Raw genomic sequence first — 19,038 nt, 5'->3', positions numbered from 1 at the left:
CTATGCAACCACTCAAGACGATCTTCATGTTCTCGGGGCAGGGCTCGCAGTACTACCGCATGGGCGAACCGCTCTACCAGGGCAACGAGGTGTTCCGGCGCTGGATGGACCGCCTCGACGCGCATGCCCTCGCGCTGTGCGGTACCTCGATCGTTCGCATGATCTACGATCCGGCCCGTTCGCGATCGGACACGTTCGCGCGCACGCCCCTCAGCGGCCTGGCGATCTTCATGGTCGAGTACGCGATGGCGAAGGCCCTGGAGGCCGCTCACGTACATGCCGACCTCACCCTGGGCGCCAGCCTGGGCAGTTACGCGGCAGTGGCCGTGGCCGGTGCGATCACGCCCGAGGACGCGCTGGCGGCGATCCTGCGCCAGTCTCGGATCGTGGAACAGCATTGCCCGCCGGGCGGCATGCTCGCCATCGTCGGCGACCCGACGCTGTACGACACGCCGGAGATCGCCACGCGCGCCGAGCTGGCGGCGGTGAACTTCTCTTCGCATTTCGTGGTGGCCGGACTGGACGCCGCGCTGGACGAGGTCGAGCGTTTCCTCGACGCACGCACGGTACCCTACCAGCGGTTACCGGTGACGCACGCGTTTCATTCGCGCTGGATCGACGCGGCCGGCCAACCGCTACGGTGGTGTTTCGATGGGCTGCCCATGGGGCCGGCCCGCATGCCGGTCGTATGCTGCGCCAAGGCCATCGACTACCAAACGTTGCCGGAAGATTTCTTTTGGCACGTGGTTCGCGATCCCATCGCCTTTCCGGCCGCCGTCCAGCGACTGGAGGCACGCGAGTCCTTCCACTACCTCGACGTCGGTCCGTCCGGCACGCTCGCCACATTCCTGAACTACCTGCTGCCAGCCGGCTCGGCGTCGCGCATCAGCAAGGTGCTTTCGCCCCTGGGGGGCGAGCTGAAGAGCTTCGGCTTCGTTACCGCGTGCTGAGCGAAGCATCGCGGGAGCGGCGCAGCGGCACGAGCGACAGCGTTGCCTCACCGCCCGGCAAGGCGAGGCGCGCATGGATGCGCGTGGCGGCGTCGCCACGCCGCTGGAGGCAAAGGGCGACGAGGCAATCGTCGATCGGGTGCCATTGCCAGAATTCCCATCGCGCCGGGTCGTCGGACAGGGTCGGATCGATCGCCAGTGCAATGGCATCGTCGGTGGGATACGAGAAGGCGAAACCGTCGAGGGGTAGGGAAAGACCCATCCCCCTCGCCTTGATGTACGACTCCTTCAACGTCCAGTATTCGTAGAAGCGGCGCGGACGCGCCGCAGCATCGATCTTGGCGAGCGCGCCGACCTCTTCGATCGAGAAGAAGCGGTCGGCGACGTCCAGTGGCGCGGCGCGATGGCGAACGTTCTCCACGTCGACGCCGAGGTCGACGTCCCGGGCAATGGCGAGGACGATGAGGCCCCGCGTGTGCGACAGGTTGAATGACAACGTACAGGCCTCGCCGTGATGCGGGTCGATCGCGGGGCGTCCGTAGGCGTTGGAGACGAAGCGCCACGCGTCCGGATTCACCGGCGCGTACCGTGACAGGCTGTTGCGCAGCAGGGCGCGGGTGACCCGGTGGCGCAGACGATCGTCCTCGAAGTGGAAACGTTCCGTCCTCGCCTTTTCTTCGTCGGTCATGACGGCATCGCACTTGGCGCTGGACAAGGGATCGCCGAATTGCGGATAGCGAGCCATCCACAGGTGCACCTCGCCGGGCAGGAGCGGCTCCATGGTCACTCCGCGACGATCGGGACCAGGAGTTTCGCGGCGATGTGATCTTCGTAGGGATAGCCGAAGGCGTTGTTGACGTAGGTCACCCCGTCGATGCTTTTCGTCCTGTTGAGATGGCTGTGGCCGTAGACGTGCGTGTCGGCGCCCAGGCGACGGAGCTGCGCGTCGAGGCGGATCGACCCGAACACGGGAAAGAGCATGCGCACCGGGCCGGGGACGGAGGCCGGCATCAGGTCGATGCGCGGCAGGAAGTGCGAGAACGTCACGACGCGTTTCGCGCCGGACGGCGGCTCGCTCTGATTCATGGCCGCGAAGCGCTCGCTGACGTCGTTCGCCCGGATGCCCTCGGGCCAACGGCATGCCGCGAAATCCATCCAGATGGATTGCAGGGCCTCGTCCGGCTCGCCGAAGGAGTAGTCGTACCAGCTCAGCAGGGGAATGACGTGGAGGCCGGCGTGCTCGAAGGGGCGCATGCTTGCGCCGGCATCGTTCACGCAGGCGGCCACGTCGTCGAACTTCTCCCAGGATGTCTTGCCCGGCGCGTCGCGCATCACCCAGAGATCGTGGTTGCCGGGCACGAACAACACCTGCCGGAAACGCCGCGCGAACTCGGCGATGCACCACGAGAGCAGATCGAGCCGATCGGTGACGTCGCCGGCCAGGATGAGCAGGTCGTGGCGGTAATCGACGATGGAAAGGCGTTGGACCCAGCGCGCGTTGACCTCGTAATCCACGTGGATATCCGACAATGCAAACACTCGCATGGCAAGGCGGTCTGGAGGCACGGCAAAACCGCCGCCCGAGGCACTTTATCATGTGCCCTCCACGCCGCAGCCGACGGCCTGGATCATGGTTGCGGCCCCCAGGGGAATCTGTAATCATCGCCTCGGGGTTTGGATTTTCCTGGATGCGCAACGGAATTCGCGCCGTCCATCGCTCGTATGCGGGTTCAGTTACGAAAACACGTGCATAACCGGCTGTCCGGGATCTTCACGATGCCGGTGACCATCGTGAGGATCGCTACGTCGAAGCATTCTCGACGTTCAGGGAGCAAGCGGAGGACGTTGATGACTGCATTCGTTTTTCCCGGGCAGGGGTCGCAGCAGAAGGGCATGGGTCAGGAGCTCTTCGATCTGCCCGAATATCGTGCCGTCGAAAAAGACATCGACGATCTCGTCGGCTATTCGATGCGCAGGCTCTGCGTCGACGACGCCGACGGCCTGCTGAAGGACACTCGATACACGCAGCCGGCCCTCTATGTGGTCTGCTCGCTGCACATGCTGAAGGCGGTGAAGGACGGCCATGTGCCGCGCTACGCGGCCGGCCACAGCCTGGGAGAGTACAGCGCGCTCGTGGCGGCGGGAGTCATCGATTTCATGACCGGGCTGCGCCTCGTGCACAAGCGCGGCGAGCTCATGGGCCAGGCGCGCGACGGTGGCATGGGCGCGGTCATCGGCCTGGCGCCGGAGCGGGTCCGCGCGGTGATCGACGACCACGGCTTTCAGGGCATCGACGTCGCCAACTACAACTCGCCGTCGCAGACGGTGATCAGCGGTCCCACGGCCGACATCGCGCGGCTTGGCCCGCTCTTCGAATCCTCCGGGGCTTCCCTGTTCGTTCCGTTGCCGGTGAGCGCGGCGTTCCATTCGCGCTACATGGAACCCTATGCCCGTCAGTTCGAAGGGTACCTGGCCTCGTTCGCGTTCGCGCCGCCGCGGATACCCGTGGTGGCGAACGTCACGGCGAAGCCTTATCCGGGCGACGCAGCGAGCATCCGCGAACTGCTGGTGAAACAGATCACGCAGCCGGTGCGCTGGACCGAAAGCGTCGAGTACCTCCTGTCGCAGGGCATCAAGGACTTCCGCGAAGTGGGTCCGGGCAACGTATTGACCCGGCTTGTCAAACAGATCCAGGATGCCGCGCGAGCCATCGCCGGCTGAGGAGCGCATTCCGTGAAAACAGTAGTCACACTGAGCGTGCGCGGCAGGGCATTCCAGGTGGAGCAGGACGGCTATCGGAACCTGCGCGAGTATCTGGAATCGCTCGCGCCTGCCGAGAGGGATGACGCCGAGCGCTTGCTGGCCGGGAGGCTGGCCGCGTGCGTGGATGCGACCAAGACGGTTGTCACCGCCCCCGAGATCGATGCGATCCTCCGCGACGTCGCTGGCACGCCATCCTCTTCGGCGGCGCCGACGGTCCGGGAAGAAGGACGCAGGCTCTACCGCATCCGCGAGGGCCAGTGGCTGGCCGGGCTGTGCAATGGGCTGGCCGTGTACTCGAAGGTGGACGTGGCCTGGATGCGCTCCATTTTCATCATCCTCGGCGTGTTCAGCGGAGGCGCACTGGCCGTGCTCTACCTGATCGCGATATTTGTCGTGCCAGTGGCCGACGATGCGCATGCTGCCACGCGATCGCGGGACGCCGGGTGAGCCCGATGATGCGGCAACGATCCGGCCGGAGCTTTCCATGCTGACCATCGGCGCCGATTCGCTGGGTGACGAAGGGTTCAGGGCCGATCATGGCCTGCGCTACGCGTATCTCGCCGGCGCGATGTATAAAGGTATTTCTTCCGCCGATCTCGTTATCGCGATGGGTCGGGCCGGGATGCTCGGCTACCTCGGCGCCGGCGGCATGACCTTCGATGCGCTCGAGGCGGCGCTGGTGCGCATACGTGAGCGGCTTCCGGGCGGCGAGGCGTACGGCATGAACCTGCTGTGCAGTCTCGACCGACCGGACATCGAAGACCACACGGTCGACATGTACCTGCGCCACGGCGTGCGTTTCGTCGAGGCCGCCGCGTTCATGCGCATCACGCCGAGCCTGGTTCGGTTTCGCCTGCACGGCATCCGGCGCGACGCGCATGGCCATGCCGTATCCCCGCGCCGCATCCTGGCCAAGGTATCGCGTCCGGAGGTGGCCTCGGCCTTCATGCGGCCGCCGCCGGAAGAGATCGTGCGCGCCCTGATCGCCGCCGGTCGCCTCACCGCGGAGGAAGCGGAAATCGGTGCAGGCATCCCGATGTCCGAGGACATCTGCGTCGAATCCGATTCGGGAGGACACACCGACCAGGGCGTGGCGTTCGCGCTGTTGCCGGCGATGTTCGCGCTGCGCGACGCGGCGATGAAGGAGCACGGTTACCGCCGACGCATCCGGGTGGGCGCCGCTGGCGGCATCGGTACGCCTCATGCGGTCGCCGCGGCGTTCATCATGGGCGCCGCCTTCGTCATGACCGGCTCGATCAACCAGTGCACGGTCGAGGCGGGCACCAGCGATGCGGTAAAGGACATTCTGCAGGAGCTGAACGTGCAGGACACGTGCTATGCCCCGGCCGGCGACATGTTCGAACTGGGCGCCAAGGTTCAGGTGGCCCGGCGCGGATTGTTCTTCCCCGCGCGCGCAAACAAGCTCTACGAGCTGTACCAGCGGTTCGGTTCCATCGAGGACATCGACCCGCAGACGCGCCAGCAGATTCAGGACAAGTATTTCCAGCGATCGTTCGAGGCGGTGTGGGAAGAGACGATGGCGTATTACGCGCGCGTCATGCCGGACAGGATCGGCGAGATGGAGCGCAATCCGCGGCACAAGATGGCGCTCATCTTCAAGTGGTATTTCGTGCACACGACGCGGCTCGCCATGCAGGGCGTCGCGGAGGGCAAGGTCGACTACCAGATTCACTGCGGTCCCGCCCTGGGCGCGTTCAACCAGTGGGTAAGGGATACGCCGCTCGTGCCGTGGCGCAACCGGCGTGTCGCCGATCTCGGCGTGCGCCTGATGGAAGGTGCGGCGCAACTGCTGAGCCAAAGTTACGCAGAACTGGCGTCGATGCAGCGCGCCAGCCAAGCGTCTGAATCGAAATCGTTGAGGGCGGTCGGTGGACTGCCATCGTGAGGCATTGATGGACAAGAACGACATCGTCGCAATCATCGGCGCCAAGGCTTCGGAGGTTCTTCCCGCGCTGGAAGACCATCGTTTCGTCGCCGAGGACAGCCTGAAAGATCTTGGCGCCAATTCCATCGATCGCGCCGAGATACTCGCGGAGGTTCTGTCGGAGCTGAACCTGGCCATCCCTCGTGTGGAACTGTTCGGCCCGCGCAACATCGGCGAACTCGCCGACCTGTTGCTGGGCAAGCTGCCATCCGCCTGACATGGCGGTCTGTTAAGGATCACGGGCGCGGCCTATCGAAAGGGGGTGAGGGAATGCTGGTTGGAATCGAGGCGTTGAACGTGTTCGGAGGCACTGCGTGCCTGGATGTCGGCAGGCTAGCCGAGCACCGGCGACTGGACACCACGCGTTTTGAAAACCTTCTCATGAAGGAAAAGGCGGTCGCGCTGCCATGCGAAGACCCGATCACCTTCGCGGTGAACGCGGCTAAGCCCATCGTCGACAGCCTCGACGAATCGGAACGGGACCGGATCGAACTGCTCATTACGTGTACGGAATCGGGTATCGACTTCGGCAAGTCGATGAGCACGTACATCCACCATCATCTCAAGCTCAACCGGAACTGTCGGCTGTTCGAGATCAAGCAGGCGTGCTATTCGGGCACCGCCGGCTTCCAGATGGCCGTGAACTTCATCCTTTCACAGTCCTCGCCCGGGGCGAAGGCTCTCGTGGTGGCGACCGACATCTCACGTTTCATGGCCGTCGACGCTGGGGAGGCCCTTACCCAGGATTGGTCGTTCGCCGAGCCGAGTTCGGGCGCGGGTGCGGTCGCAATGCTGATCGGCGAAAACCCGGAAGTATTCCAGGTCGACGTCGGCGCGAACGGCTATTACGGTTACGAAGTGATGGACACCTGTCGGCCGGTGGCCGACAGCGAAGCGGGCGACGCGGATCTGTCCCTGCTCTCGTACCTGGACTGCTGCGAGAATGCGTTCCGCGAGTATCAGCGGCGCGTCGAGGGTGTGGATTACCGGGACTCTTTCCAGTACCTGACGTTCCACACTCCCTTCGGCGGCATGGTCAAAGGCGCCCACCGCACAATGATGCGGAAGGTGGCGCAGGCCCGGCCGAACGAGATCGACGAGGATTTCCAGCGCCGCGTCGTCCCGGGCATGTCGTACTGCCAGCGGGTAGGCAACATCATGGGCGGTACGGTCTTCATGTCGCTGGCGGGAACCATCGACACCGGCGAGTATGAGCATCCCAAGCGCATAGGATGCTTTTCCTATGGCTCAGGCTGCTGTTCGGAGTTCTACAGCGGCGTGGTGACCGCCGAGGGGCAGAAGCGGCAGAGCCGCTTCGACATCAAGGGTGGCCTGGATGCGCGCCATTCGCTCACGATGGGCGAGTACGACGAACTGTTGAGGGAAAGCGCCATCGTGAAGTTCGGCACGCGCAACGTCGTGCTGCACGATCAGTGGGAGAGAGCGGCGCGCATGAATCATTCAGGACGCCCGCGCATGTACCTTCGCCAGATCCGTGAATTCCATCGCGAGTACGAGTGGACCGCGTGAACTACGAAACGTTGCAGGTGCGCATGCAGGATTCTATCTGCTTCCTGCAGTTCGACCGTCCCGAGGCCAACAACACCATCAATGCCAGACTGGTGGAGGAATGCCACCGTGTCCTCGACGAATGCGAGGGCAGCGCGAACGCCATCGTGTTCAGCGGCAACGCGGAGACGTTCTGCTTCGGTGCCGATTTCTCGGACATCCGCGATCGTTCCCTGGGTGCCGAAGCCCCCGAGGCCGGCCCCGACCGCCTGTACGACCTGTGGCTGCGCATGGCGACCGGACCCTACCTGTGCGTGTCGCACGTGCGCGGCAAGGTCAACGCCGGCGGCATGGGCTTCGTGGCGGCGAGCGACATTGTGCTGGCCGATGAAACGGCGCGCTTCAGCCTTTCCGAATTGCTGTTCGGTCTCATACCCGCCTGTGTGCTGCCGTTCCTCATCAGGCGAATCGGTTTCCAGAGAGCGCATTACCTCACCCTGATGACCCATCCGGTCGAGGCGTCGCAGGCGCTCTCCTGGGGACTCGTCGATGCGCTCGAACCCCAATCCGACGCCTTGCTGCGCAAGCACCTGTTGCGCCTGCGCCGGCTGTCCCCCGTCGCGATAGGCCGCTACAAACGCTATGCCGACCAGCTCGCGGGCGGGCTCCGGGCGCAACGGCAGTCGGCGATCGACGTGAACGCGGAAGTGTTTTCCGATCCCCGCAACGTCGAGGGCATCGTCCGCTACGTGGAACACGGGGTGTTTCCGTGGGAGGCCTGACCGCCACGCCGAACGGCCATCGGCCTCCGTGAGCGCCGAGCCCTCCATCGACCGGCTGGTCCATGGCCTTCGCGCCAGGGACGTTCGTCTCTGGGTGGAGAACGGCGAACTGGCGGTGGACGCGCCGCGCGGCGCGTTGCGCGAGGAAGACGTATCCCGGTTGCGCGCGCACAAGGCGGAGATTCTCGCTTTCCTCAGTAGCCTGGGGCATCGCGTGGATCCGCCGCCGCTGGTACCGGCGCCCGGAAACGGGCCGGCTCCGCTTTCGCTCGCACAGCAGCGCCTGTGGATCGTCGACCAGTTGGCCGCCCCACGGGGCGCGGCGCGTTACCACGTGCCATCGGCCGTGCGCCTGATCGGTGCGCTCGATACCGCATCGTTGCGGCGAGCCCTGGATACCCTGGTCGAACGGCACGAGGTCCTTCGCACGACGCTGTCGCTGGTCGACGGCACGCCGATGCAGCACGTGGGTGATCCCCGCGGGTTTTCCTTGCGTCAGGTCGACCTGGCCACTGCCGCGGTCGAAGCGGCGGACGAGCGCCTCCGCGAGGTGCTCGGGGAGGAACTGCGGTCGCCATTCGATCTCGCCGCCGGGCCGCTCGTGCGCGGCGCACTGATCCGGATGGGGCCCGAGGATCATGTCCTCTTCGTCACCCTGCACCACGTCGCGTGCGATGGTTGGGCGTCGCAATTGCTCTGGAGCGAACTGGTGGCGCTCTACGAGGCGTTCCGTTCCGGCGCACCCGATCCCTTGCCGCCGGTGCGGCTGCGCTATTCGGATTACGCGCGATGGCAGAGGGAATGGTTACGCGGCCCGGTCCTGGAAGCACTGCTTGCCGAAGGGATGGGGCGGCTCGACGGTTTCCGCGCCCCGGTGCCGCCAGTGGATCGCGAGCGTCCCGCGATGCCTAGTTTTCGCGGCGCGGTGCACGGGTTCGCGATTCCCGCGGCCGACGGCGCGGCGCTGCGCTCCCTGGCCGTCTCCACGGGGGCGTCGCCGTTCATGGCGATGTTCGCCGTGTTCCACGTGCTGCTTTCGCGGTGGATCGGGCAGCGCGATCTCGTCGTTTCCACGCCGGTTGCCGGCCGTAACCATCCGGGTACCGAGGCCATCGTCGGTCTGTGCGTGAACAATCTCGTGCTGCGCGCCGTGGCCGTGGAAGGCATGACCTTTCGTCGATGGTTGGTCCACGTGCGCGACGTGGTGATCGACGCCTATGCGCACCAGGACCTGCCCTTCGAGGAACTGGTGGCGGCGCTGCGCGCGAAATCCGGTGGCGTACCTCCGGCACTGGGTACGATCGCGTTCGCCATGCACGGTGACTCGGCACGCGAGGCGACCCTGGGCGATGCACGCATGGAGCCGGTCATCCTTCCCTGGACCACGGCGAAGAACGAATTGACGCTGAGTATCCAGGAGGCGTCCGGTGCCTTTTATGGGGCCTTCGAGTACGCCACGGACCTCTTCGACGCATCGACCGTCGAGGATCTGGCGAAACGCTTCGTCGCGCTGACGCGACAGGTCGCGGCGTCTCCGGACGTCGCGCTCGACGACCTCGACCTGGCCTTGGGCGCGTCGCCGGACCGTGACGAACGGTTCTCCGCCCGCCGACTCGGCGCGCCAGCGGATGCCTCGGCGAGCGATGGTGCGCCGGCAAGCCTCTGCGTGGCGATGCATCCGCACGCCGAACCGGGACGCCTGCGCCATGAGGTCATCGCGCCGGCGAGCGTGCTCCGCACGTTGCACGCGGCCTCCGAGGCGTGCAATGTGGCGGCCGCCGACGTGTTCGTCGCCGCCGCCGTGCTCTATCTGTGCAAGGCCCTACGTATGGAGCAGGCGAGTGTGGCACTCGTGTCGTCCGCCGGCGGCACGCCCGTTCCCGTCACGTACCTCGCGCAGCCATCCGTTCCTGCATCGAACTTCATCCAAGATTGCGCAGCCCGTGTGGTCGCGGCCGGTCGCGGCCGCATCCCCGGCGAGGCATCGCCCGCCTGGCGCACGGTGCTCGACGTGGCCGGCGGCGCCAACGACGCCGACGTGGAACTTCGCATTCGCGCGCACCTGAACGGAGAGCTCCGACTGGCATGGAGTGCCGACGCACGGCACTTCGAGGCCTGGGAAATCCAGGTCCATGCGCGCGGACTGCTCGACCTGCTCGCGCGGCTGACCGATCCCGCCGCGCTGGCTGGGCCGCTGGCCCGCATTCCGCTGGCGGACGGCGACGCCCGCGACGAATTGTTGCGCTTCTCGCGAGGCGAAGAAACAGCGGCGCCTGCCGCGACGATACACGCGCTTTTCGAGGCTCAAGCGGAACGACGCCCCCACGCGATCGCGATATCCGACGGCGTCGTCGATATCGATTACGCCGAACTCAACGCTCGAGCCAACCGGCTGGCCCATCACCTGCGTTCGCTGGGTGCCGCTCCGGAGAGCCGGGTGGTGGTGTACGTCGAGCGAAGCTCCTCGCTGATCGTGGCGCTGCTGGCAACGCTCAAGGCGGGCGCGGCATACGTGCCGGTCGATCCCGCGACGTCGGACGCGCGTCTCGGCCACATCCTCGCCCAGACGCGCCCCGTGGCGGTTCTCACGCAATCGGCGTTGGCCGCGAGCCTACCGGACGTCGCCGTCCCGCTGGTCGCGATGGATGGCGACGCTTGCCTGGCGGCGGCCCAGCCGTCCACGAATCCGGCGCCGCATGCCGCCTCCCGTGGGGCGCGCGATGCCGCCTACGTCATCTACACCTCGGGTTCCACGGGCGAACCGAAGGGCGTGGTGGTCGAACACGGTAGCGTGGCCGGACATGCCCGCTGGGCGTGCGAGGCGTTCGCGCTGACCGATGCCGACCGCGCATTGCAGTTCGCTTCGATCAGTTTCGACGCATCCGTCGAAGAAATCTTTCCCACACTCGCGGCCGGCGCGGCGATCGTCCTGCGCGAGGCGGGCGTACCGACGGCGGCTGAACTGCTGTGCTGCATCGTCATGCGGCGGGTGACGGTGCTCAACCTGCCCACCGCCTACTGGCATGCGTTCGTCGAGGCATTGGCCGGAGAATCGATCGATACCGGTCCGCTGCGGCTGGTGATCGTCGGGGGCGAACGGGTGTCGCTGGCGTCGCTGCGCCGCTGGCACGCACTCGCCGGAACGCGTATCGCATGGCTCAATACGTACGGTCCCACCGAGGGCACGGTGACCAGTACCGCGTATCGCGTGCCTGCCGACACGACTTCGCTCGAAGACGTACCAATCGGACGCCCGATCGACGGCGCACGTGTCTATGTGCTCGATGCGCAGGGGCATCCCGTGCCGGTGGGGGTCGTGGGTGAACTGTGCATCGGTGGCGCCGGCGTCGCGCGCGGTTACCTGCATCGTGACGACCTCACCGCTGCCCGCTTCGTCGCGGATCCCTTCGTCGAGGGCGCGCGCATCTATCGCACCGGGGATCTCGCCCGCTGGCTTCCCGGCGGCGACCTGGCTTACGTGGGCCGCAACGACGATCAGGTGAAGCTGCGCGGGTTCCGTATCGAGCCCGGGGAGATAGAGGCATGCTTGCGCGCGGTCGCGCAGGTGCGCGAGGCGGTCGTGGGCGTCGACCGATCGTCGGCCGGCGAACCGATGCTGGTGGCGTGGGTGAGCTGCGCGGACGCCGACCGCGCGACCATCGTGGAGGTCTTGCGCCGTCGGCTAGGCGACTCGCTTCCCGCCTATATGGTGCCTGCCGCGTTCGTCGTCCTGGACGCGTTGCCGATGAACCTCCAGGGCAAGGTGGACCGGCGCGCATTGCCGCTACCGCCACGGGGACGCGAGCGGTCCTTCGAGCCTCCCCGTGGACCGGTCGAGACGGCGCTGGCGGACGCGTGGCGCGAGGCGCTGCGCGTGGATCGCGTGGGACGCGACGACGATTTCTTCGAACTGGGCGGCAGCTCCATCAGCGCGATCGAAGTCATCGGGCGGGCAAGCCGCGCGGGCCTGCGCCTGACCCTTCATGCGATCTTCGAGCAGCCCACCGTGGCCCGCTTAGCGGCAACGCTGGCGGACGCCGCGTCCGTGCCGGACGCGCTGCGCCATCTCGGGCGCGCGGATGCGACGCAAGCTCCCGAGCGCGGCGGCGTGACCGGCGACGTGCCGTTTACGCCCATCCAGCACGGGGCGCTGGCGCAGGGCGAACAGGTGATCCGCCACCTCGTGTCCTCCCAGGTGCTGGCATGCCGCCGACCGCTGTCGCCGGCGTTGCTTGGCGCCGCGCTGCGCAAGCTGGTGATCTATCACGACGTCCTCAGGTTGGGTGTGACCACCACGCCGGGAGGCGAATGGGCGCAGACGATCGCGCCCATCGCCACGATGGCCGGCCGCGAGGTGCTGGCCGTCGAACGGCTGGATGCCGGCGCGGATGTCGGCGAAGCTGTCGCGGCGATCCTTTCGCGAACGCGCGAACGCGTGGATGCCGGTGACGGCCTGCTGCTGCAAGCCAGCCTCGTCGAAGCTGCCGATGCGTCGACCCAGGTTTTGCTGCTGGCGGTCCATCACTTCGCGATCGACCCGCTTTCGTGGGGCATCCTGCTGCAAGACCTGCAGACCGTGTACGAACAACTCGAGGCGTGCCTGCCGGTGCGCCTGCCCGTGAAGGGTGCGTCCCTGCGGCAATGGGCACTCGGCCTGGAGGATTACGCCAGGTCTTCGGGCGCCACGGCGGAACGGGAGTTCTGGCAGGCGTTGCCGTGGAACACGCACAAGCCGCTGCCGGTGGAGTTCGAAGACGGCGGCGATGCGGAACGTTCCGAATGCGTCATGCTGTGCATCGATGCCCGACGGACGTCCGGACTGCTCGCCCGGGCCGCTCGCGACCATGCGGCACAGACGGGCGAGCTGTTGCTGGCCGCGCTGGTACGTGCCCTCTGGCAATGGTCGGGGCTGACCAGCTTCGCGCTCGGCGTCTATCACCATGGCCGGGTAGCCGGCTTCGATGGCCTCGATGTATCACGCACGCTCGGCTGGTTCTCCACGCCGGTGCCGTGCCTGCTCGAACTGGCGGCCGACACGACGATGGACGCGACGCTGGCCGGCGTGCGGCATAGGCTGCGCGAACTGCCGCACGAAGGCCTCGGCTACGGCATTTCGCGCCATCTGGCCGAAAAGGAGCAACGTCTCCCGCATGCGCCCATCGACGTACTGCTGAATCACCAGGGCGTGCTGGGCGGCGAGGCGCCGGGTGGCCTGTTCACCATGCACTTCGACAACCGCGAGTACGCCAGTGTCCTTGAGCAGGTATCGGTGCCGTGGAAGATGGCGCTGCTAAGCAACCTGACGGATGGCTGCCTCTGTGTAAATTTCGTCAGCAGCAGGTATTCTCGCGATACATTGCAGGGGATCGCGGATTCGTTCGAGGTTTCGCTATCGAGCCTCACCGGACGAGGGGCGTCGCATTGACGATCTCTCGCCGCTTCGGCTACATCCAGTCAACCCAAGAAATCAGGGAAACATGATGGCAAGCGTCGATCTGGCTGAAATGGAAGGCGTGTACAAGCGCTTCGGAGACACCACCGCGCTCGACGGTTTCGATCTTCGCGTGCATCGTGGCGAGTTGGTCGCGCTACTCGGCGAGAACGGCGCGGGCAAGACCACCGCCATCTCCCTGATGCTGGGGCTGCAGAAGCCCGATGCCGGGCAGATCCGCATGTTCGGCCTGCCGCCTGGCGACATGGAGGCGAGGCGGCGCCTCGGCGTCATGCTGCAGGAAGTCTTCATGGCACCGGAGTTGAAGGTGCGCGAGCTGGTGACGCTGTTCGCCAGCTACTATCCGGACGGTCACGATCCCGACGAGATCCTGCGGATGACCAATACCGACTCGCTGCGCGATCGCCGCTACGGCTTGCTCTCGGGTGGCCAGAAGCGCCAGGTGCAGTTCGCCATCGCGTTGTGCGGCAAGCCCGAGCTGCTGTTCCTCGACGAACCGACGGTGGGTCTCGACGTGCAGGCCCGGCAGAGCCTGTGGGACATCGTGCGCAAGCAGGTCGATGCCGGGTGTTCCATCCTCCTGACCACCCATTACCTGGAAGAAGCCGAGGCGCTCGCCGACCGAATCGTGGTACTGGCCAAAGGACGCGTCGTCAAATCAGGTACGGTCAAGGAAGTGACCCAGTCGATTTCCACCCGCCGGATCACCTGTACCAGCCATCTCACCGCCGAAGAAGTCGGCACGTGGCCCGGCGTGGCGATCGCGGTGGTCGAGAACGGGTCCCTTAAGCTGACCGTGGACCATGCCGAATTGGAGGCCACCGTGAGCCGCTTGCTGGAAAGGGACAGTACGCTCGGCGACTTGTCCGTCAGCCAGGCGGGGTTGGCTGATGCCTTCGTGAAGATTACCCAGGAGAACCGCCTGTGAACTCGACTGTTTCCGGACTGGACACCGCGAAGATGCAGCGCAAGCGGATGTCGCGCCTGAAGGTGTTGCGCATCTATTACCTGGAAGCCAAGTACGAGTTCATCCGCTCGTTGCGCAATCCCGGCTTCGGCTTTCCCTTCCTGGTGATGCCGGTGGTGCTGTTCCTCGTGTTCAGTGCCCTGGGGTCGCCGCAGAAGGCCGATCCCGATCTCCGGCTCGGATTGTTCAGCGGCATGGCGATCCTCGGCATCATGGGACCGGCGATGTTCGGTTTCGGCGCCATTCTCGCCGGCGAGCGTCAATTCAAGCTGCTCGAGTTCAAGCGGGCGATTGCGATGCCGGCGGCAGCACATCTCATCGGCAAGTTCGTCTGCGCGATGGCCTATGCGGCCATGGTGATCGTGGTGATGATCGCAGTAGGATTGGCCATGGGCCGCATCTCGCTGAACGCGACCCAGGCGGTGATGGTGGGCCTGGTGCTGTGGTTGGGCGTGCTGCCGTTCTGCGCCATCGGTTTTTTCATTGGCGCCCGCGCCAGCGCACACGTGGCCAACGGCATCACCACTATCGTCTACATGCCGCAGCTGTATTTTTCCGGCCTGTTCTTCCCGCTGCCCGCGGCCATCGGCTGGATCGCGCTGTTCATGCCGCCGTTCTACCTGAACCAGCTAGTGCTGGGAGTGGGGGGCGCCAATCACATCTACATCGTGGGGGCATGGTTCCACGTGCTTTTCCTGGCGGTGCTTACCGTCGGGCTCACCCTACTGACCGTAAAGAAGATGACGCGCCACGGATAAAGGCATGCCCATGACATCGGTCGTCGATTTGAGCGAGGTGGCGCCGGGCGTCCTGCAGGTCACCATGCAGGACCGCCAGAACAAGAACACGTTTTCGCCGGAGCTCATGCATGGGCTCGTCGAGGCCTTCGCCCACATCGAGGCGAACCCCTGCTACCGGGCGGTGATCCTTACGGGCTACGACACCTATTTCGCCTCCGGCGGCACCAAGGAGGGGCTGCATAGCATCCAGCAGGGGCGCAGCAAATTTTCTGACGTGAATCTCTACAGCCTGGCGCTGGAGTGCCGGATTCCGGTCATCTCGGCTATGCAGGGCCACGGGATCGGAGGCGGGTTCGTTTTCGGGCTATTCGCCGACTTCGTGGTGCTCAGCCGCGAGAGCGTCTACACCACGAACTTCATGAAATACGGCTTCACGCCCGGCATGGGCGCCACCTATATTCTGGTGCGCAAGCTCGGCATTCCGCTCGGTCACGAAATGCTGATGAGCGCCCGCAGCTACCGCGGCGACGACCTCGCCAAGCGCGGCGTGCCGTTCCCCGTGATGCCCCGCGCCGATGTGCTAGGGTACGCCAAGGAGTTGGCGGTGGATCTGGCGGACAAGCCCCGCGGGGCGCTGGTCACGCTGAAAGATCACCTCGTGGGCGGCATGCGCCGCGAATTGCCGGCTGTGATCGAGCAGGAGCTGGCGATGCACGACGTGACATTCTCGCAACCCGAGGTGAGGGAGCGGATCGAGCGGCTTTTCGGAAACTGACCATTCGCGTCCGGCGCAGGCCGGGGCGGGCAGGGGGATAGGATGACCAGCACCAGTTTCATCGCGTTGCGTAAGGTGACCAAACGCTACAAGCTCGGCGGCACCATGATCGAGGTGCTCTACGAAGAAGACCTCACCATCGAACAAGGCGAATTCGTTGCGCTGATGGGGCCATCCGGTTCCGGCAAGACGACGTTGCTCAACATCATCGGGGGCCTCGACACGGTCGAACGCGGTTCGGTTTCGGTGGCTGGCGGCGCACTCCACACTTTTTCCAACCGGCAGCTTTCGCAGTGGCGTGCCCGTCACGTCGGGCTGGTATTCCAGTTCTACCACTTGCTCCAGGTGATGTCGGTGGAGCGCAACGTGATGCTGCCGTTGCTGCTGACAGGCATGCCTTCGTCGCAGTGCCGCAAGCGTGTCCGCGACGTGCTCGAAGTGCTGGGCATGGCCGATTATCTGCATCGACGGCCCGAGGAACTCTCCGGCGGCCAGCAACAGCGCATCGCCATCGCCAGGGCATTGGTCACCGATCCGGCGCTGATCGTCTGCGACGAGCCCACCGGCGACCTGGATCGCGAAAATGCCGACGTGGTGCTCGAAATATTGGCCTGGCTTAACCGCGAACAGGGCAAGACGATCGTCATGGCCACGCACGATCCCGAGGCCGCTCGGCACACCACGCGCGTCATTCCCGTGGGCAAGGCGAGGACGCGCGAGGCGTCCGAAGACCGCAGGAGCGTCGCTTGAAGTACATCCAACTCGTATGGGCGCAGTTATGGCGCCGGCCGAAACGCACCTGGTTCGCCATCATCTCCGTCGCCGTCGCGTTCCTGCTGTTCGCCGTGCTGATCGGATTCAACGTGGTGCTCAACTCGGCGCTCTCCAACCTCAACGATCGCCTGTTCGTTTCGAGCAAGTACGCCCAGGAGCAATTGCCACTCGGCTATGAGGGCCGCATCGCCGAAACTCCCGGGGTCGTGGAGGTGTCGCACATGACCTTCTTCGGCGGCTATTTCCAAGACCGGCGCAACGCGGTGCCGGTGTACGCCACCGACGTCAAGAGCATGTTCGACGTCTATCACTCGCTGTTCAAGGTGCCGGCCGATCAGCTTGACGCCATGCGCACGCATCGTTCCGGCGCCATCGTCGCCAAGTCGCTGGCTAACCGCTTCGGCTGGAAGATCGGCGACAGCGTGACGCTGGGCAGCTCCATCTGGACGAAGAAGGACGGCACGGCGAGTTACCCCTTCGAGATCGTCGGCATGTTCGAAAGCACCGACGGCGCCACGCAGGGCCTAGCCGGCGCGTTCTTCATGAACTACGACTACCTGAACGAGTCGCGCGCCTTTCTGCCCGACACCGTCCAGTTCTTCATCGCCGAGATCGCCGATCCGAAGGCAGCGCAGGGCATCATCGACACGATCGACGCGCGTTTCGCCAATTCGCCCGCCGAGACGCGGACGATGACCGAACAGGCGCTGCTGCAGAGCCAGATGACCACGATCGCCGACCTCAACGTGTTGGTGAACGCGATCGTGGGTGCGGCGTTCTTCTCGCTGCTGTTCGTCACCGCCAGCACGATGACGCAATCCGTTCGCGAGCGCCGGCCCGAATTCGCCGTGCTCAAGACGGTCGGATTCACCCGGGCGGGCGTGGTCGCGCTGGTCATCGCCGAGGCCTTCCTCCTGTGCATTTTCGCGGCCGCGCTCGGGTTGCTGGTCGCTCGCGTCGTCTTCGCCTTGGCCGGTGACCTGTTCGCCAGGGCGGGCATCCCCTGGGCACTCTGGCTGGCTTCGTTCGGCATCGCCGTGGCGATGGCACTGGTCAGTGGCGGCATGCCGGCCTGGAAGGCGGGACGCCTGAGCATCATCGAATCCCTCGCGCTACGCCGCTGAGGCTCCGGCTTCCTTTCACGAGATACCGCCCGCATGTCTAAGCCCTTTCGCCAGATAGCCGCCGTCATGACCGCCAGCTTCTTCACGCTGCCACGTCGCGCGGGCTCCTCACTGGTGATAGTCGTGGGGGTGACCGCCGTGGTCGCGGTGCTGGCCGCCATCCTCGCCATGGCCACCGGATTGACCCGATCCGTGGCACAGACAGGCCGGCCCGATCGCGCCATCGTCCTGAGGGGAGGTGCTTCGACCGACGCCACCAGCGTGCTCCTGCGCAACGACGTGCTGACCATCCTCGCCGGCGCGGGAATCGTCCACGACGGCTCTGGGCAAGCCGTCGCCTCGGCAGAACTGCTCGCGCCCGCGTCCGTCATCCGAGGCACGGGGCGAGATGCCCAGAACGTGACCATCGCCTTGCGCGGCGTGGGGCCGCAGGTCATGGCCGTTCGTCCGGAAATGAAGCTGGTGCAGGGGCGCATGTTCCGGTCCGGCAAGTACGAGCTGATCGTCGGCCAGACGGCCGCGCGACGGTTTCAGGGACTCAAGGTAGGCGACACCCTCACGCTGCGAGGTGCGCGGTGGGACGTGGTGGGCGTGTTCAGCAGCGCGGGGGATGCGCACGAATCCGAACTCATGACCGACCGCGACACGCTCGCGAATGCGCTGCGCTGGAGCCATTACAACTCGGTGCTGGTGCGACTGGAGTCGCCGACGGCATTCGATGCCCTGAGGGCGTCGTTACGCGCCAATCCGGGGCTCAACGTCGACGTGATGCGCGAATCGGAGTTCTTCAGCCAGCAGTCGAAAGACATCGGCAAGCTGATCTTCGTCGCCGCGTACGTGCTGGGCGCGATTATGGCGATCGGCGCCATGTTCGCTGCACTTAATACGATGTATGCGTCAGTGAGCGTCCGCGCGTCGGAGATCGCGATCCTCCGCGCGCTTGGCTACGGGGAAGGGGTGATCATATTGTCCGTGCTGCTCGAAGCCCTGGCGCTGACCTTCGTGGGTAGCTTGCTGGGCCTGGGCCTTTCCTGGCTGCTGCTCAACGGCAGGGAACTGGGCACGGGATTCGGAGGACTCAACACGCAACTGGTTTTCGACGTGAGGATGACGTTGGGCACGGCGGTCGTCGGCGTGGCGGTGGCGTTGGTCATCGGCGTGGCCGGTAGCCTGTTCCCGGCGTTGAGCGCGGCGCGCGTACCGGTCACCGTCGCGTTGCGGGAGATCTGAGCAAAGCAATTCAGGGTGACCCGGTCG

General features: G+C 65.6%; 16 protein-coding genes. 14 read left to right on the top strand and 2 right to left on the bottom strand.

Annotated elements, in window-relative coordinates; all coding sequences use genetic code 11:
• The first annotated feature begins 2 nt into the window (after positions 1-2).
• Entirely contained in the window at positions 3-950 is a 948-nt protein-coding gene (locus AC1PMG_RS10635; protein ID WP_481108863.1) for an acyltransferase domain-containing protein, read from the top strand.
• On the opposite strand, the gene AC1PMG_RS10630 is transcribed toward AC1PMG_RS10635, so the two are convergent.
• Positions 937-1,731 carry a 4'-phosphopantetheinyl transferase family protein gene (locus tag AC1PMG_RS10630; RefSeq protein ID WP_481108862.1) on the bottom strand — a complete coding sequence of 265 codons (795 nt, stop codon included), beginning with the start codon at positions 1,729-1,731 and terminating at the stop codon, positions 937-939. The genes AC1PMG_RS10635 and AC1PMG_RS10630 overlap by 14 nt on opposite strands.
• 2 nt (positions 1,732-1,733) lie before the next feature.
• Positions 1,734-2,465 (bottom strand): metallophosphoesterase, encoded by a 732-nt coding sequence (locus AC1PMG_RS10625; protein ID WP_481108861.1) that lies wholly within the window; start codon positions 2,463-2,465, stop codon positions 1,734-1,736.
• Positions 2,466-2,798: 333 nt separating this feature from the next.
• Here AC1PMG_RS10625 and fabD point away from each other — a divergent pair, with 333 nt between their 5' ends.
• Genes fabD through AC1PMG_RS10560 form a run of 13 tightly spaced genes read left to right on the top strand, consistent with a single transcriptional unit; the run spans position 2,799 to position 19,011 of the window.
• Positions 2,799-3,671 (top strand): ACP S-malonyltransferase, encoded by an 873-nt coding sequence (fabD, locus tag AC1PMG_RS10620; RefSeq protein WP_481108860.1) that lies wholly within the window; start codon positions 2,799-2,801, stop codon positions 3,669-3,671.
• A gap of 12 nt (positions 3,672-3,683) precedes the next feature.
• Positions 3,684-4,160, top strand: coding sequence for a PspC domain-containing protein (locus tag AC1PMG_RS10615; protein ID WP_481108859.1), 477 nt, complete (start codon positions 3,684-3,686; stop codon positions 4,158-4,160).
• 37 nt (positions 4,161-4,197) lie between these two features.
• Complete coding sequence (locus AC1PMG_RS10610; RefSeq protein WP_481108858.1) at positions 4,198-5,619, top strand: PfaD family polyunsaturated fatty acid/polyketide biosynthesis protein; 1,422 nt, start codon at positions 4,198-4,200, stop codon at positions 5,617-5,619.
• A gap of 7 nt (positions 5,620-5,626) precedes the next feature.
• On the top strand, positions 5,627-5,875 hold the full coding sequence (locus tag AC1PMG_RS10605) for an acyl carrier protein (RefSeq protein WP_481108857.1): 249 nt from the start codon (positions 5,627-5,629) through the stop codon (positions 5,873-5,875).
• A gap of 53 nt (positions 5,876-5,928) precedes the next feature.
• Positions 5,929-7,188, top strand: coding sequence for a hydroxymethylglutaryl-CoA synthase family protein (locus AC1PMG_RS10600; RefSeq protein ID WP_481108856.1), 1,260 nt, complete (start codon positions 5,929-5,931; stop codon positions 7,186-7,188).
• Complete coding sequence (locus AC1PMG_RS10595) at positions 7,185-7,949, top strand: enoyl-CoA hydratase/isomerase (protein WP_481108855.1); 765 nt, start codon at positions 7,185-7,187, stop codon at positions 7,947-7,949. The genes AC1PMG_RS10600 and AC1PMG_RS10595 overlap by 4 nt, the downstream gene beginning before the upstream one ends.
• 28 nt (positions 7,950-7,977) lie before the next feature.
• Positions 7,978-13,374, top strand: a complete 5,397-nt coding sequence (locus AC1PMG_RS10590; RefSeq protein WP_481108854.1) for an amino acid adenylation domain-containing protein — start codon at positions 7,978-7,980, stop codon at positions 13,372-13,374.
• A gap of 55 nt (positions 13,375-13,429) precedes the next feature.
• Positions 13,430-14,329, top strand: a complete 900-nt coding sequence (locus tag AC1PMG_RS10585) for an ABC transporter ATP-binding protein (protein ID WP_481108853.1) — start codon at positions 13,430-13,432, stop codon at positions 14,327-14,329.
• The gene (locus AC1PMG_RS10580; RefSeq protein ID WP_481108852.1) at positions 14,326-15,126 is read left to right on the top strand and encodes an ABC transporter permease; all 801 of its coding nucleotides are present in this window, start codon (positions 14,326-14,328) and stop codon (positions 15,124-15,126) included. Before AC1PMG_RS10585 ends, AC1PMG_RS10580 begins: the two co-directional genes overlap by 4 nt.
• A gap of 4 nt (positions 15,127-15,130) precedes the next feature.
• Positions 15,131-15,883, top strand: coding sequence for a polyketide synthase (locus AC1PMG_RS10575; RefSeq protein WP_481108851.1), 753 nt, complete (start codon positions 15,131-15,133; stop codon positions 15,881-15,883).
• 42 nt (positions 15,884-15,925) lie between these two features.
• Entirely contained in the window at positions 15,926-16,633 is a 708-nt protein-coding gene (locus tag AC1PMG_RS10570; RefSeq protein ID WP_481108850.1) for an ABC transporter ATP-binding protein, read from the top strand.
• A complete protein-coding gene (locus tag AC1PMG_RS10565) occupies positions 16,630-17,781 on the top strand; it encodes an ABC transporter permease (RefSeq protein WP_481108849.1) in 1,152 nt (383 codons plus the stop codon). The genes AC1PMG_RS10570 and AC1PMG_RS10565 overlap by 4 nt, the downstream gene beginning before the upstream one ends.
• A gap of 33 nt (positions 17,782-17,814) precedes the next feature.
• Positions 17,815-19,011, top strand: coding sequence for an ABC transporter permease (locus AC1PMG_RS10560; RefSeq protein ID WP_481108848.1), 1,197 nt, complete (start codon positions 17,815-17,817; stop codon positions 19,009-19,011).
• The last annotated feature ends 27 nt before the right edge of the window (positions 19,012-19,038 follow it).

The sequence above is a fragment of the Xanthomonas sp. NCPPB 2250 genome (assembly GCF_056725265.1).
The sequence above is the reverse complement of the archived record's forward strand: the minus strand, read 5'-3'. Positions and strand labels throughout refer to the sequence as shown.

Coding starts and splice junctions, on each gene's coding strand:
- AC1PMG_RS10635 (WP_481108863.1), top strand. CDS start 3: ATGCAACCACTCAAGACGATCTTCATGTTCTCGGGGCAGGGCTCGCAG.
- AC1PMG_RS10600 (WP_481108856.1), top strand. CDS start 5,929: ATGCTGGTTGGAATCGAGGCGTTGAACGTGTTCGGAGGCACTGCGTGC.
- AC1PMG_RS10570 (WP_481108850.1), top strand. CDS start 15,926: ATGACCAGCACCAGTTTCATCGCGTTGCGTAAGGTGACCAAACGCTAC.
- AC1PMG_RS10560 (WP_481108848.1), top strand. CDS start 17,815: ATGTCTAAGCCCTTTCGCCAGATAGCCGCCGTCATGACCGCCAGCTTC.
- AC1PMG_RS10605 (WP_481108857.1), top strand. CDS start 5,627: ATGGACAAGAACGACATCGTCGCAATCATCGGCGCCAAGGCTTCGGAG.
- AC1PMG_RS10630 (WP_481108862.1), bottom strand. CDS start 1,731: ATGGAGCCGCTCCTGCCCGGCGAGGTGCACCTGTGGATGGCTCGCTAT.
- AC1PMG_RS10575 (WP_481108851.1), top strand. CDS start 15,131: ATGCCCATGACATCGGTCGTCGATTTGAGCGAGGTGGCGCCGGGCGTC.
- fabD (WP_481108860.1), top strand. CDS start 2,799: ATGACTGCATTCGTTTTTCCCGGGCAGGGGTCGCAGCAGAAGGGCATG.
- AC1PMG_RS10610 (WP_481108858.1), top strand. CDS start 4,198: ATGCTGACCATCGGCGCCGATTCGCTGGGTGACGAAGGGTTCAGGGCC.
- AC1PMG_RS10585 (WP_481108853.1), top strand. CDS start 13,430: ATGGCAAGCGTCGATCTGGCTGAAATGGAAGGCGTGTACAAGCGCTTC.